Source organism: Alkalihalobacillus sp. R86527 (assembly GCF_042466185.1).
Lineage (GTDB): Bacteria > Bacillota > Bacilli > Bacillales > Guptibacillaceae > Guptibacillus.
Map to the genome: position 1 here is coordinate 3028327 of NZ_JAXHBW010000001.1, position 14751 is coordinate 3043077.

A 14751-nucleotide genomic window follows, 5' to 3' on the forward strand; every position below is an offset into this window, starting at 1 on the left:
CGTTCTCCTTTTATTTTCTACTACTGTATCGGCATAAATGCTACTTTCCAACTCCCCTTATTATCTCTCACCATCTGATAGCCACTTGTCCCTCCGTCATTTTCAAACGAAATATACCCCGACTCGTCATCAGATTGAATAAATTCACCATCCTGTATGCCTGCAACATTTTCAAGAATACTTTCTTTCGTACCTCGGTGTGATTTAGGAATCGCGTTATCTTCTTCCTTCGACCATGCTATGTATGCTTCTTTATCCGTGTAGAGTGCATAATGAACGTCATAATTTTTTTCTAATGAAGCGTAAATATGTAGCTTGGCGATACTTAGTGGCTCTAGCCCTTTCAAATGCTCGTCATTCAAATCCTCTGCAAAATTTTCGTACGCTTCTTTTTCCGCTGTGTTTAGAGTAAGTTTCCTTACTTCAGATTCGACTGGCTCGTTGTTCCCTTGCACTTCACTTGTTGTTTGATCATGATCTTCCACGTTCTTTTGGCTCGTAACCTCATCTTCTGCACAACCAACCAATACAATCGCTCCAAGAAAAGTCAGTAGCAGAACATTTATCCTCATCCAAATCCCCCCATATTTTGTAGTCACTTAGTTAACTTCTAACAACGACAGTACTTCCCTACCAATTTCTTAAAACAAATAAAAAAACCATGATGTGCGAACTTCCACACATCATGGTTACCTTTACTCTTATACTACCTTGTCTTTATGCCTTCTTAGGCTTTTGAAACTTACTCAACATTTCGTACACAAGAGGTACAATCAGTAGCGTGAGGAGCGTCGAGCTCGCTAGACCACCGATTACTGTAAGACCAAGACCTTTACTGATGATCGAGCCACCTTCGAAACCGAGTGCGAGTGGTAATAGCGCACCGATTGTAGCGAGGGCTGTCATCAAGATCGGACGTAAGCGTGTCATACCAGCATCGAGCAATGCTTCACGCGTTGAGTATCCTTCTTTTTCTTTCTGAATAACGCGGTCAATCAATACGATACCGTTCGTAACCACGATTCCGATCAGCATTAGTGCACCGATCATTGCGGAAATACTTAATGTTTCTCCACCGACCAATAGACCGAGTACCGCTCCGATAATCGTGAATGGAAGGGAGAACAAGATTGCGAATGGTGCAAGTGCTCCTCCAAAGAAGATAACGAGCACAACATATACGATTGCAATCGCTGCAAGCATCGCAAGACCTAGCTGGCTAAAGGATTCATTGATGTCTTCGGTTACCCCGCCGATTGAGATCTCAATCGAATCAGGATGGTCGATTTTGTTCAATTCTTCCTTCACATCAGCAGAGACAGATCCGATATCATCTGTTTTCGCTTTTGCTGTTACGCTTCCGTAAACTTTACCATTTCGACGCGTAATCGTGTCTTCAGTCGTTCCTTCTTCAACCGTAAACAATTCGTTGATTGGAACGGATACACCGGTTGGAGACTGAATTTCTTTGTCTGTTAAATCTTCAAACGTTTCGTAGTCATCTTTCTCAACTTCGATGAACACCTGAAGCTCTTCTCCATCTTCTTTTACAGTCGTAATTTCTGAACGTTGGCCATTCTGACCAAGTTCCATGCCGACTTGACCTGCGGTTAGCCCTAACTTACTGAGCTTCTCTTGATCAGCGACGAGCGTATATTCTTCATATGACTCTGAAAGGCTTGATTCGGCTTCGTTCAAATCTTTCTCGTCATTAAGGACACCTTCGACTTCTTCGACATAAGGTTTGATTTCATCCATCGTATCACCAAATACTTGAACCTGGATGTCACTGCTTGAACCTGTTGAAGAGAAGTCCTGGTTGTTCCATTCACCTTTATCAGTCATGTTTTTCAAATCTTTGATGACTTGTTCTTTTTCTTCGGTGAAGTTCTCAGTGTCATCTTCGTACATCACGAAGAATGCTGCCTGGTTCGATGCACCAGGATTCATCGGATTTTCTCCACCTACAGAGTATTGAATGATGTCGACATTGTCGCGTCCTTCAAAGTACTTTTCTGCTTCAAGAGCGATCGACTCAACATCTTCAAGCGTTTGACCTGGTGCCGGACTGAATGTCGGCATCACCATCTTCTCTTCTTCCCCTGGTAAGAAACTAACGCCTACGAGTGGAATCATTGCGATACTACCTACAAGTACACCGATCGCAACAAGAGATGAAATGATTTTATGGCTTAGTACACTGTTTAGAGCTGAACGATACCAAGTAGCAAGTTTCCCTGGACCATTCTTATGGCTCTTGATCGCCTGTTCTTTATTTAATAGTGAATGTGACATCATCGGTACGATCGTAACCGCCACAATTAATGATGCAAGTAATGCAAAGACAACTGTTAATGCGAATGGTAGGAACACCTGCCCTACAACACCTTCAACGAGTCCTAGCGGTAGGAAAACTGCGATTGTAACGATCGTTGACGAAAGAATTGGCATGAACATTTCCTTCGTTGCGGATCGAATCAAATCTTTCCCTGCTAACTTCTCATCTTTTAGCGACATTCGCCTGTATATGTTCTCAACAACAACAATCGAGTCATCAACAACCCGTCCGATCGCAACGGTCATTGCACCGAGGGTCATAATATTAAGCGTGATACCCATCTGATTTAATACGAGTAACGCGATAAAGAGTGATAGCGGAATCGATACGACCGAAATCAACGTTGTTCGAATATTACGTAGGAACAACAGGATGACGATGACAGCAAACAATCCGCCGAACAACGCTTTGTTCAACATCGTACTCACTGACTCTTCGATCGGCTCACCTTGGTCGAACGTGAAGATGAAATCAATGCCGTCGAGTTCTTTTTCAAACTCGGCTGCTTGTTCTTTCACCTGATCAACAACATCGACCGTATTTGCTTCTTGTGATTTGATCACCTGTACCGTAATTGATTCTTCACCGTTCGTACGTGAGATTGACTCAGCATCTGCAACGATTTCGAATTCTGCGATTTCACCTAAAGCAACTGTTGGAATTCCTTGTTGTGCTTCAGCAGCTGCACCCTGATTTGGCGCTGTTCCAGGCTGCCCCTGGGGAGCAGTTCCGGCTGCATCTTGCCCTGGTGGCGCACTTCCTTCTGGCCCTTGTGCGCTACCTTGAGAAGGAATCATCGGAATCTTTAATTCCTTCAAATCGTCGATCGACGTAATGTTTCCATCGATCACAACAGATTTTTGTGTATCATCAAACGTATATAACCCTAATGGGAACGTTACTTTTGAACCTTTTATTAAGTTCGTTACCGTTTCTTGGTTCATGCCACGTTCGGCAAGCGCTTCGTCATCAAACTGAAGCTGAACCTCTCTTACTTGTTGACCAGCGACTTGAACATCGCCTACACCATCAAGACCTTCTAATGCTGGTGCAATCTTTTCTTCAACAGTAGACGTTAACTCTGCAAGATTGCCATCCTCATTCGTTACACTCATACTGATAACAGGAAACGCATTGAAGTTAACTCTCGACACATCTGGCGTCTGTGCACCATCTGGTAACGTCACTTCGTTTACCGCTTCTTGTAATTCATCCTCTGCTTCATCTAAATCTTTACTGAAATTATATTCAAGCTGTAAGTTCGAAGCATTCTGGAAAGAGCTTGAACTTACCGTCTTCATTCCACTTAAGTTCTGCACTTTCTGTTCGATCGGTTCTGATATTTCATCAGCCACCTCTGCAGGTGTCGCACCTGGATACACCGTCGTAACTGTGATAATCGGTGGATCAATGTTCGGAATCGTTTCTAACTTCATATTCAACCCTGAATAAAGACCTGCAGCTGTAATGATGATTGTCATCAGCCAGACAGCAAATTTATTATTCATCGAAAAATTTATTATCTTATTCATGCCTTCTCCCCTTCCCTTTTGACCAAGCAGTCATTCTGTTATACAATATACATGACCACTTGGTCAGAGGTCAAGGAATAAATGTTCATTAACATGATAAAAGGTGGTCACAATATGGATCAAAAAAAAGTAATGATAATAGAGAATGCCATTAAACTTTTTGCAAAGAAAGGCTTTAATGCAACTTCCGTGCAAGAAATCGCGAAGGAATGTGATATCTCCAAAGGAGCATTCTATCTTCACTTCAAATCCAAAGACGAACTGCTATTTTCAGTACTCATGTACTATTGGAAAAGAATGCAGCGTAAAGTGAATGAAGTAGCTACTGAGCCGATGACACCAAAGGAAAAATTCACTTATCAAGTAAAAGTCTTTATAGAAGAACTCGCGAATCATCGGGAATTTATCATCATGCAATTTCGTGAACAAGCAATTCCATTCAATGAGCACATCGAAAAACTAATGAGAAATATGCGCTTTAACTCGTATCTTTTCTACAAAAACCACCTGCTTGCGATTTATGGTGAAGAAAGCAAGCCATACGTTTGGGAAGCGAGCCTCGCTGTGCAGAGTTTAATAAAAAACTACGTCGATCTCATCATTTTAGACGATATCGAATTTGATTATTACAAAGTTGCTTCTGCTGTTACGAAGAAAACCGACTACTTGATGACCGGTTTTCTAGAGAATAATGACCCACCGGTCATAACAGAAGAAATCATCGAACAAATCATGCCTGAAGGATTTAATTCGCATGACCTCGAAGAAATTAAGAATGTACTCTCTCTCATTATAGAAAAAGAAAGTGATGAAAACCTGCTTGATACAGCAACGATCCTTTTAGATGAACTATCAAGAACAAATCCAAGACAAGCAGTCATCAAAGGCATGGCTTCCAATCTCGATAAATACGATCGCTACTTGGATTTTGCTTCTCGTTTGAGAAATTACTTTCTATAACATTACTAGGGGGATTTGGTCATGATAACGATCGACATGCTTACACGGCAGTTTTCAAACGGGAAAGGAATCTTCGAGGTGTCGTTCGATGTCAAAGAAGGTGAAGTATTTGGCTTCCTAGGACCAAACGGTTCCGGGAAATCGACAACGATTCGACACTTGATGGGTTATATGAAGCCGCAGAAAGGAAGCGCGTCCGTGTATGGCTACGATGCGTGGAGTGAACAATCAAAAGCACGGGAACATGTCGGCTATTTGCCAGGAGAAATCGCCTTCTTAGATGGAATGAATGGAACAGCATTCCTAGATATGATCGCAGGAATGCAAGGGAAAAAAGGAAAAGAAAAGCGCGAGGAACTGATTCACCGCCTCCAATTCGACCCACACACACCGATTCGAAAGATGTCAAAAGGAATGAAGCAAAAGGTTGGAATCGTAGCGACTTTCATGCATTCCCCAGATATCTACATTCTCGATGAACCAACATCAGGACTTGATCCGTTGATGCAAAGAGTGTTCATCGACCTTGTACTTGAGGAAAAAGAAAAAGGGAAAACGTTTCTCATGTCATCGCACAGCTTTTCAGAAATCGAAAGAACATGCGACAGAGCCGCCATCATCAAAGATGGACGAATCGTGACCGTGAAGGATATCCATGAACTACAGTCGATGCAGCGTAAGATTTTCGATATTACCCTTCATAACCCTGAAGATGTAGAAGCATTGAAAGCTTCTAGTCTATCCATTGAGAAAGCAGATGGGAACATGGTGCGTATTGAGGTTCAAGGAAACTATGACGAGTTCTTTCAAGAGCTAGCAAACTATCACATCAAGAACGTGAGCGCCACTAACCAGAGTTTAGAGCAAATCTTCATGGACTATTACAACGCTCAGGAGGTGTCCGAATGAGCACTTCCTTGTACAAACAAATGATGAAATCCAACTTGAAAGGGATCATGAGCTTCGGTATGGCTTCAGCAGTCTATGTCATCTTGATGACGTCCCTCTTCCCGATGATTTCTGATAACATCGATAAGCTTCAGGAACTGACAGACATCTATCCTGAAAGTTTAAAGAATGCATTCGGACTTGAATCGTTCGGCACGTACGGCGAGTTCATCTCTGCCGAATACTACGGTCTGTTCTTCCTCTTCATTCTCGGTATCTTCAGCGTCATGACCGCGATTCAACTGATCGCAAAGCTCGTTGACCGAGGTTCAATGGCATACTTACTTTCAACTAAAGTTTCACGAGAACAGGTCGCCATCACACAAATAGCAGTCCTTATTACGGGGCTTGTCATCATCATTTTCCTTAACTTCGCTGGCGGTTATATGGCCGGAGAAATCCTGATCGATGAGCAATACACGATCGGTATGTGGGATTTCTTTCAGATTAACTTTGTTGGGTTCCTCCTTTTCTTCGCAGTCGGAGGCTACTCCATCCTCATCTCTTCCCTTTTTAACGATGAGAAAAAGGCCTTTGCGGCCGCAGGTGCCGTCACCTTTCTGTTCTACGCATTAGATATGGCTGGAAAAATCGTCTCAGACCTAGACTGGCTACGCAATCTATCGCTGTTCTCACTCTTTGAACCAGCAAAGATTGCAAATGGAGATGTGAACGTTGCGCTTGTTTCACTCATTCTCTTCGGTATTGGATTGGTTATGTATGTTGGAACTGTATTAGTGTTTAGACGAAGAAATCTACCGTTGTAGATGACTTGCACATAAAGAAATGAGCTTGGGGGGCTGATCGCCTTTCCCAAGCTCTGTTCATTTATTTTATACTAGTGGAAATAAACATAGCCGCATCTTGCTTCATGAAAATACCTTTTCCATGATGAAACGTCTTAATCTCATTCGATTGAAACCCAACTTCCTCTAACTTCTCCTGCAACTCTTCATGGGAAAAGCCATTATGAACCTTCGGATGACTGATTTTCTCGTTTTTATCAAAATCGATGATCATGAGCTTACCACCATCATTTAAGATGGTGAACAACTCTTGTAAGATTTTTGTTGTATCCGGAATGTGAAGGAGGACGAGTGACATGATGATAATATCTGACTTCAGTTCAGGAGTTTCTTGTGTGAAATCCGAATACAGTACGCTAGAGTTAAGGATTCCTTTACGAGAGATTTTTGCTTCCGCGACCTCTAGCATTTGTTTTGATGAATCAACCAACAAGATAGAATCCACTAATTCCGCTAACTCCAAACTAATTAAACCAGTACCACTCCCATAATCTAGTAACGATTTTGTTGTACTATGTTGTAATTCTGCCTTTACTTCCTTGACGATTATGTTAGCTAATTCAATTCTTTCTTCAGTATCATATCGATTGGCCATCTGTTCAAAAACGTTATGCTCCATAGTTCACTCCCCCTATTGTAAAGCTATTCGTGATTGTCATTATATCAAACCCCAAACGACTAGAGCTTCCCAAACGTTCTCAGGACTTCTATCCTGCATCAACATTGTTGCTATATGAGAGGGGTGATCTCCGCTCCAATCAACTAAGTGTAGTTCTTTATACAAAAATCCTTTCAAAACAAGAATCTTTGAGAATAGAGCTTTAAATAATAAGCAACATGCTGTATGAGCACGTTTTTGTTCACATCGTTCGCCTCAGACGATTCTTCTAGGTCAAATGCCCTCCCATATAAAAGTTGTAAACATCCCTGGGTCCTTTCTCATCAAATTCTTCATACCCCGTCATCAGATGCTAATCTCTCCTTTATTCTCACTTAATAATCTTTCGGTAGATTGATAGTGAACTACATTAAAAGGAGCTGATTCATTTGAAGAAAATCATTACAGGGGCATTAACTACAATGCTTGCTTTCAGCCTCATCGTTCAACCTTCTGGAAACGCATTTGCAAAGAATTACAATGATACTCTTACGATCGCACACCGCGGAGCATCGGGGTACGCTCCTGAAAATACGATGGCTGCTTTCGAAAAAGCAGTAGACATGAAATCTGATGTATTTGAGCTTGATGTTCAGCTTAGTCAAGATGGTGAACTTGTAGTAATCCATGATACCTCAGTCGATCGCACAACAAATGGCTCTGGGAAGGTGAAGGACCATACACTAGCAGAGCTTCGCGACCTTGATGCCGGCAGTTGGTTTGGCGAAGCGTTCACAGGCGAACGAATCCCTACTTTAGGAGAAGTGCTCGATGAGTATCGTGGGAAGTCAGGAATTCTAATCGAAATTAAATCACCATCTCTTTACCCAGAGATCGAACAAAAAGTCGCCGACGAGCTTAAAGAAAGAAACATGCATAAACCAAACAACAACAAGATTATCGTACAGTCCTTTGATCATGACTCTGTCCAAACGTTCCATAACATCCTACCTTCTGTTCCAGTTGGGGTACTTGTCTACAATCCTGCTGATCTGACTGATCAGAGTTTAGAAGATTTCTCTCGCTATGCAGAATACGTTAATCCAAGTAAAGGATTAGTTGATAAGGATCTTGTTAAGAGCATTCATGACTATGACATGGACATCCACCCATGGACAGCACGTGATCACGAATCTGTAGAAGCGCTAGAAGAAGCTGGAGTAGATGGCATCATAACCGATTATCCTGATTATGTAGAATAACTGAAGTACCTGGTACCACCCGGTATTTGTCGAATGATATGTTTCCCGCTCTGTTTAGTTTCTTATGGAAATGGGAACCAATAGAGGAAAAGGAAGGAGTTGTTGAATGTGGGTAAGAATACTTCTTTACTACTTGCAATTGGCCTTGCTGCCAGTACACTATTGGCGGGCTGTGGAGATAATTCTACAGGAGAAGAAGACGCTCAAAATAATTCATCAGAAGAATCTACTATGAATGATGATGCTGTAACAGAAGATAGTTCTGGTGGAAGTGGCGCTGGAGACAGCAACACTGCAGGAGAAGGCAGCGAAGTTAATCTCGATACAGGTGTTGCTAAAGTTCTGACAGACCTTGATTCTCTTAGCAAAGTCCTAGAAGAATCACCTGATGATGTTACGAAAATCAACGAACTCGGAAATCAAATCGACTCACACTGGGAGCTTTTTGAACAAAAGCTTGAGAAGGAATATCCTGATGAGTACGCTGATATCGAAAAAGACCTTTATCCATTGATCGACGAAGCAAAGAAGGACGAACCTGATGTTGAAAAACTTACCGAGCTACTAGATGCAACAAAAACGAAAGTCACTTCATTTAAAGATAGTATGTCGATGGAATAATTCCCCTCATATAAAAAGCTGTTCTCCGAAACAAGGAGAACAGCTTTTTTATATGTTTTGCCTCGTTTTCATTTACGACTACGCACCTTCTCTGCACAATCAAAACAATATAATTCCTTTCTTTCACCTACCACACCATCCAAAAAACCATCTCTACAAAAAAGTTCTTTCCCACATACGTTGCATGATCCTACGCTTTCAGTCATTGAATCCTCCTCACCTACTTCTCCCAAAGCTCAATACGTCTACCTTCAGGATCTTCAATCCAAATGAAAGAACCATATTCACTCTTTTCAAGCTCCTTCACTAAAGGAACACCGATTTTATCAAGGTGGTCCATACACCCTTCGATGCTTTCAACCTGAAAGTTCAGCATCACTTGTTGATTCTCCGGAAAATAACGATCGTCTTCTGTAAAGAAGGAAAAGATCGTCTCATTCCCTTCTTGGGGTGTGATAACGGTCCCATTCCAGGACTCCATTTCAATTCCTAATACTTCTTTGTACCACTTCGAAAGTGTAGCCACATCTTGCGATCGCCAAAACACACCACCAAATCCTTTGATCTTCATCTCATCACCTCAACTGTTGAATGAATTCATCTCACTAATGATTTCGCTTTTTTCACCATGTTTTCCTTTTATAAAAAGTCCTCCTCTACACAAAACAAACTCCCCAGTCAGTAGACTGAGGAGTTTGAATGCGATTCTTAATACAATTTCCCATGACGATAAAGCGTATTCGAAAGTCTCGTCACCGCATGCATGTAGCAGTTTTGGCGAAGTGGGAACGGATCATTGAAGAATTGAGGTAATACTTGATCCATCGTTTCCTTCATTTTCTTAAGAAGCATTGTGTTCACTTCTTCTTCACTATAGAACTGCGTTTCTCTTCCTTGTAACCATTCGAAATACGAAACGATCACACCACCTGCGTTCGCAAGAATATCAGGAACAATCAATACGCCATTCTGACTCAAATAATCGTCTGCTTTCATCGTGATCGGACCGTTTGCACCTTCAACGATTAAGCGCGCTTTCACCTGCTCCATGTTATCTTCATGAATTTGATCTTCAAGCGCCGCAAGAATCAACACGTCTGTATCAAGATAAAGCACATCTTCTCGGTCTTGAATATCTGCCTTGATACCATGATGCTCAAGTGCTTCATTCGTCGTCGGCAAGTCCCCTTCATGTTCAGCTGTATAAGCAACGAGTGCATTGATGTCCAGACCTTCTGAATTATGAAGCGTTACGTTTCGATCACTTACTGCTACGACCTTGGTTTTGATGTAATTACAGTTATACGCTTCGAGAGCAGCAACGGAACCAACATTACCAAACCCTTGTATCCCAACGGTTAAATCACGATCCACATGCTCCATCGCTGTTTTGGCAAATAAGTTCTCATTTTTCTCGAACCAGTCTTTGTTGTCGTTGATAAAATCATGCATCAAATAACGGAAGGTGTAATAGACACCTTTACCAGTTGCCTCTCTTCGACCGAGAGAACCACCGTTCAAATGACTTTTCCCTGTAAAGCTTCCTCGATACGCTTGTCCTGGATGGATACTTTTAAACTCACCCATCATCCAGTCCATTTCGCGCTCTCCTGTACCTACGTCAGGCGCAGGGATATCTTTATCAGGGCCAAGGATATCACTGAAATAGTGAACGTATTTCTTTGAAATCGTATGTAGTTCCTTTTCAGAGTACTCTCTTGGATTGATTACAACGCCGCCTTTTCCTCCACCAAACGGCACTTCATGAAGCGCATTCTTAAGCGTCATCAGTGTAGCAAGGTTCACAACCTCACTCTCATCGACCGATTCATGGAATCGCACACCGCCTTTATACGGTCCAAGCGCATTGTTGTGTTGTACTCTAAATGCCGGAATCCTTAAAATCTTCCCATTCTCCATCGGTACTCGTAGAAATGATTTCTGAATTTGGTTTGGTGTGGAAAGAATTGCTTCAAGAGAATCAAATGCCGTTTCTCTCTCTTCCCCTTTAAAGTTCGGCATAAAAGTATCATCTTCCAATAGTGCATCTAACGATTCTTGTACAACTGCTCCATATTTACTAGCCAATTTTCATCACCCCTCCAATTTACCTATTCACTATTTAGTTACCCGACTGAATATAGTTCAAACGGGGGATAGTGCCTGTCACTCCACGAATTTTGTCGTATTTTGGCGAAAGAAGCCTCCACCCTGGTATTCCAGCTGTGGAGGCTAATTGTAGTTTCACCTTAAATGACTGAAAGTAATCACTCGCCTTCACTCATCCAATCAACCTTACCCCAAACTTCTCCTCTAACCATTTCGGCACGACAAACCTCACCGTCATCAGTGGATCCACAACCTGACAAACTTCCACTTGCCCTACTGCGCTCATGAGCATCGTGACCTCACTCACCGACATTCCTGTTTTTCCGCAAATTCGATCGACCATTAGCTCTGTCGCAACCTTAACCGCTTCATCTAGCGTCTCGGCAGAAGCAATCTGTGTGACGACTTCATCGTTTTCTAACATGGGCTGAGTTACGGACTCCCCTTTAACAACCTCGAAAGTTACCGTTGCTTTTCCTTCAACTTCAATTCCAGATACGCTCACTTCACCGTCACCCATCGCTGCGTGGAAATCTCCAAGACCAAATAATGCGCCTTCGACTGCAACGTGGAAATAGAGCGTTGCTCCTTCAGTAACCATCTTATTATCCATGTTCCCTCCATGCGCGCCAGGGGTTCCACATGATACGCCTTCTCCTCCAGGTGCCACACCGATCACGCCAATCATCGGGTTTAGCGCAAGTTCGATGTTGTTAAAAAGCGCTTTTCCTTTCGTTATCGGAATGATCTTTGCTTCCATCTCTTCTATTCGATGGCCCATAACACCGAGCTTTGGTCCTACGACCATCACACCTTGCTCGCCTATTTCAAGTTTCTCGATTGTCACCTTCAGCACGTCCCACGGCATCGCACCTTCTACAAAGACCGGTCCCGTAGCAGGGTTGACTCGATTCCAATCGATTCCTCCTACTTCCTCGTCCTCTGACTGAATCTGATTTTGAAAGCAATCGTATGTATGAATCTCAAGGGTCTCGCCTGATTCAATTTTGTGTACCGGTTCATGACATTTATTAAAATCATAAATAATAGAGTCTCGCGCTAGTTTTTGCATGATAAATCAACCTCCTTGAAAGTGACTATGTTAACTAGTTCCTTTTACGCATGAGAAAATCCTGTTTTAGCAAAACAAAATGAGCATATTCGATCTTCACTTCTTATTTTCGACTGTAACCTTTGCACCAAAAACCTTAACATTTTACTAACAATCTATTAATAGATCCTTAATTCTGATCTAGTAGAGTACATAGTGTGAGAAAAAATGATACACAGGAGGCACTCAACATGAACTTAAATAACGTTAGAAAAAAAGTGATTCCATTCGCAGTTGTTTCCACACTAGCATTCAGCAGCTTTGCAGGTGGCGCAACTGATACTGAAGCTAAATGGAACAAACATAAAGATAAGAATGAAATTAACAACGTCATCTTCCTCATCGGTGACGGAATGGGTCCTGTGTATAACACTGCTTATCGTTCTTTCATGGATGATAAATCCACTCCATATATGGAAGAAACAGCTTTTGATGAGTATCTCGTTGGGCAACAACAAACATACTCCTGGGATAAAGAAGAGAGCGTAACGGATTCAGCTGCAGCAGGTACATCTATGGCAGCTGGAATCAAGACTTACAACGGCGCGATCTCTGTTGATACGGAAAAAGAAGAAGTAGAAACGGTACTTGAGAAAGCTAAGAAAGACAGCAAAGCAACTGGGCTTGTCTCAACATCTCAAGTAAACCACGCGACACCAGCTGCTTTCGGTGCTCACGATGAGTCTCGTCATAACTACAACGACATTGCAGATGACTACTACGATGAAATGATCAACGGCGAGCATAAGGTTGACGTGATTCTAGGCGGTGGAACGCAATATTTCGAACGCGAAGACCGTGACCTAGCAGGTGACTTCCAGAAAGATGGCTATAGCTATGTAACAAATAAAGAAGATCTTATGAATGATAAAAACGATCAGATCGTTGGGCTTTTCGCACCAAAAGGAATGGACAAGATGATCGACCGAGACGAGAACACGCCTTCTCTATCTGACATGACAACGACAGCTCTTGATCGTCTGAGCCAAGACGAAGACGGTTTCTTCCTCATGGTTGAAGGAAGCCAAATCGACTGGGCTGGTCATGACAATGATGCTGTTGCAGCGATGAGCGAAATGCAAGACTTTGAACAAGCATACAAAGAAGCAATCGAATTCGCAAAAAAAGACAAGCACACGCTCGTCGTTACGACTGCTGACCACTCTACTGGTGGAATCACAATGGGCCGTGACGGTGAGTACAAGTGGAATCCAGCACCACTAAAAGCGGCGAAACGCACTCCTGACTTCATGGCAGCACAAATTGCTGAAGGTGCTGACGTTGAAGAAACACTAAACAACTATATCGATCTTGATCTAACGGAAGAAGAAATCAATTCAGTTAAAGAAGCAACTAAAGCTGAGAAAGACAAAACAACTGAAATCGACAACGCGATTGAAAAAATCTTCGACCTACGCTCTGGTACTGGCTGGACAACTGGTGGACACACTGGTGTTGATGTAAACGTATATGCATATGGTCCTAAATCTGAAAACTTCATCGGGCTCCACGACAACACGGAAACGGGTCAAATGGTCATTGACCTTCTTTCAGAACAGAAACATGATAAGCATGACGAGAACGATCGTCATGAGCACAAGCACAATGACCGTGATGACCACAAACGTAAACATAACGATGAGCGCGACGAAGACTAAGTACAGTTCTACAAAAAAAGCTTCCCGCTGCTAAACAGGCAGCGGGAATTTTCATCATGAGGAAGGAGGTCTTTATCAATGAAATCTCTCTACATGATCATCCTGGCGACCTCTCTCTTGCTCACTGGCTGTGCAAACAACGCTGAGCAAGCGTCCAGTAGTGAAAACAGCACCTCACAATCGGAAAACCAGCCAAAAGACACGAATGGAAACAAGACGGTAAAAAACGATGAAGAACGAAAAGAAAAACCTTCGAACAACCCTCAAGCACCAGACGACAGCACTTTAATGGAAGTCGGGGACTACCATGAAGATGGTGATGGTTCGCTTACGTTAAAAGCGATTTCCGATTATTACGACACAACAAAAATCGGTAATGTTAAGGTTACCTTTTCTGGCGTTAAAGTGATGAATTATTCACCTTCGATGGACTTGATCGATTTCTTTCATCCGTATTCAGAAGATGAAACGAACTTCAATTATGTAAACCTAAACGTGACGGTTAAGAACACATCTGATCAACCAGTGAACTTTGCACCCGTCTCGGTGCTCGAAACAAATGATGGCGAGAAAAAAGGATATGAAGAAGACTTCTATCTCGAGGAATTGTACGGTAACCTTGAAGCAAATGAAGAACGATCGGGTGAGATGGGGTTTGTGCTTAATGAAGCAAACATCGAAAACCTCTCGAGGATAACAGTGAAAACGAGCGATGTGTTTGATGAGAATAAAGAATCTCAAGCTAAAGCAAAGACGATCGAAATACCGATCGAAGGCTCCTGATACCAGGGAGTCTTTTCTTCTAACT

General features: G+C 42.4%; 13 protein-coding genes. 7 read left to right on the plus strand and 6 right to left on the minus strand.

Features of this window, described 5'->3' with window-relative positions:
- Window positions 1-20 precede the first annotated feature (20 nt).
- Together SJY16_RS15760 and SJY16_RS15765 are read right to left on the minus strand one after the other, a co-directional pair.
- The gene (locus SJY16_RS15760) at window positions 21-572 is read right to left on the minus strand and encodes an RNA polymerase subunit sigma (RefSeq protein WP_377890641.1); all 552 of its coding nucleotides are present in this window, start codon (window positions 570-572) and stop codon (window positions 21-23) included.
- Window positions 573-717: 145 nt separating this feature from the next.
- Window positions 718-3870 (minus strand): efflux RND transporter permease subunit, encoded by a 3153-nt coding sequence (locus tag SJY16_RS15765; RefSeq protein ID WP_377890643.1) that lies wholly within the window; start codon window positions 3868-3870, stop codon window positions 718-720.
- 114 nt (window positions 3871-3984) lie between these two features.
- Between SJY16_RS15765 and SJY16_RS15770 the strand changes: the two genes are divergently transcribed.
- From SJY16_RS15770 to SJY16_RS15780, 3 genes are read left to right on the plus strand one after another with little or no spacing between them, the layout of a single operon-like run.
- A complete protein-coding gene (locus tag SJY16_RS15770; protein ID WP_377890645.1) occupies window positions 3985-4830 on the plus strand; it encodes a TetR/AcrR family transcriptional regulator in 846 nt (281 codons plus the stop codon).
- Window positions 4831-4851: 21 nt separating this feature from the next.
- Entirely contained in the window at window positions 4852-5739 is an 888-nt protein-coding gene (locus SJY16_RS15775; protein WP_377890646.1) for an ABC transporter ATP-binding protein, read from the plus strand.
- Window positions 5736-6545 (plus strand): ABC transporter permease subunit, encoded by an 810-nt coding sequence (locus tag SJY16_RS15780; RefSeq protein ID WP_377890648.1) that lies wholly within the window; start codon window positions 5736-5738, stop codon window positions 6543-6545. Before SJY16_RS15775 ends, SJY16_RS15780 begins: the two co-directional genes overlap by 4 nt.
- Before the next feature lie 61 nt (window positions 6546-6606).
- Here the strand turns inward: SJY16_RS15780 and SJY16_RS15785 are convergent, their stop codons facing one another.
- Window positions 6607-7203, minus strand: coding sequence for a class I SAM-dependent methyltransferase (locus SJY16_RS15785; protein ID WP_377890650.1), 597 nt, complete (start codon window positions 7201-7203; stop codon window positions 6607-6609).
- Between the two features lie 428 nt (window positions 7204-7631).
- Between SJY16_RS15785 and SJY16_RS15790 the strand changes: the two genes are divergently transcribed.
- Complete coding sequence (locus SJY16_RS15790) at window positions 7632-8444, plus strand: glycerophosphodiester phosphodiesterase (RefSeq protein ID WP_377890652.1); 813 nt, start codon at window positions 7632-7634, stop codon at window positions 8442-8444.
- A 108-nt stretch (window positions 8445-8552) separates the two neighbouring features.
- Window positions 8553-9065: a hypothetical protein gene (locus SJY16_RS15795; RefSeq protein ID WP_377890654.1), complete on the plus strand. Its 513-nt coding sequence runs from the start codon at window positions 8553-8555 to the stop codon at window positions 9063-9065.
- Window positions 9066-9285: 220 nt separating this feature from the next.
- Here the strand turns inward: SJY16_RS15795 and SJY16_RS15800 are convergent, their stop codons facing one another.
- From SJY16_RS15800 to SJY16_RS15810, 3 genes are all read right to left on the minus strand, one after another.
- On the minus strand, window positions 9286-9636 hold the full coding sequence (locus SJY16_RS15800; RefSeq protein ID WP_377890656.1) for a VOC family protein: 351 nt from the start codon (window positions 9634-9636) through the stop codon (window positions 9286-9288).
- A 137-nt stretch (window positions 9637-9773) separates the two neighbouring features.
- On the minus strand, window positions 9774-11153 hold the full coding sequence (locus SJY16_RS15805; RefSeq protein ID WP_377890658.1) for a Glu/Leu/Phe/Val family dehydrogenase: 1380 nt from the start codon (window positions 11151-11153) through the stop codon (window positions 9774-9776).
- A gap of 193 nt (window positions 11154-11346) precedes the next feature.
- Entirely contained in the window at window positions 11347-12246 is a 900-nt protein-coding gene (locus SJY16_RS15810) for an acetamidase/formamidase family protein (RefSeq protein ID WP_377890660.1), read from the minus strand.
- Between the two features lie 230 nt (window positions 12247-12476).
- Between SJY16_RS15810 and SJY16_RS15815 the strand changes: the two genes are divergently transcribed.
- Window positions 12477-13943: an alkaline phosphatase gene (locus SJY16_RS15815; protein ID WP_377890661.1), complete on the plus strand. Its 1467-nt coding sequence runs from the start codon at window positions 12477-12479 to the stop codon at window positions 13941-13943.
- Window positions 13944-14021: 78 nt separating this feature from the next.
- Window positions 14022-14726, plus strand: coding sequence for a DUF4352 domain-containing protein (locus tag SJY16_RS15820; RefSeq protein WP_377890662.1), 705 nt, complete (start codon window positions 14022-14024; stop codon window positions 14724-14726).
- The last annotated feature ends 25 nt before the right edge of the window (window positions 14727-14751 follow it).

Coding starts and splice junctions, on each gene's coding strand:
- SJY16_RS15800 (WP_377890656.1), bottom strand. CDS start 9,636: ATGAAGATCAAAGGATTTGGTGGTGTGTTTTGGCGATCGCAAGATGTG.
- SJY16_RS15765 (WP_377890643.1), bottom strand. CDS start 3,870: ATGAATAAGATAATAAATTTTTCGATGAATAATAAATTTGCTGTCTGG.
- SJY16_RS15780 (WP_377890648.1), top strand. CDS start 5,736: ATGAGCACTTCCTTGTACAAACAAATGATGAAATCCAACTTGAAAGGG.
- SJY16_RS15785 (WP_377890650.1), bottom strand. CDS start 7,203: ATGGAGCATAACGTTTTTGAACAGATGGCCAATCGATATGATACTGAA.
- SJY16_RS15760 (WP_377890641.1), bottom strand. CDS start 572: ATGAGGATAAATGTTCTGCTACTGACTTTTCTTGGAGCGATTGTATTG.
- SJY16_RS15770 (WP_377890645.1), top strand. CDS start 3,985: ATGGATCAAAAAAAAGTAATGATAATAGAGAATGCCATTAAACTTTTT.
- SJY16_RS15810 (WP_377890660.1), bottom strand. CDS start 12,246: ATGCAAAAACTAGCGCGAGACTCTATTATTTATGATTTTAATAAATGT.
- SJY16_RS15815 (WP_377890661.1), top strand. CDS start 12,477: ATGAACTTAAATAACGTTAGAAAAAAAGTGATTCCATTCGCAGTTGTT.
- SJY16_RS15820 (WP_377890662.1), top strand. CDS start 14,022: ATGAAATCTCTCTACATGATCATCCTGGCGACCTCTCTCTTGCTCACT.
- SJY16_RS15775 (WP_377890646.1), top strand. CDS start 4,852: ATGATAACGATCGACATGCTTACACGGCAGTTTTCAAACGGGAAAGGA.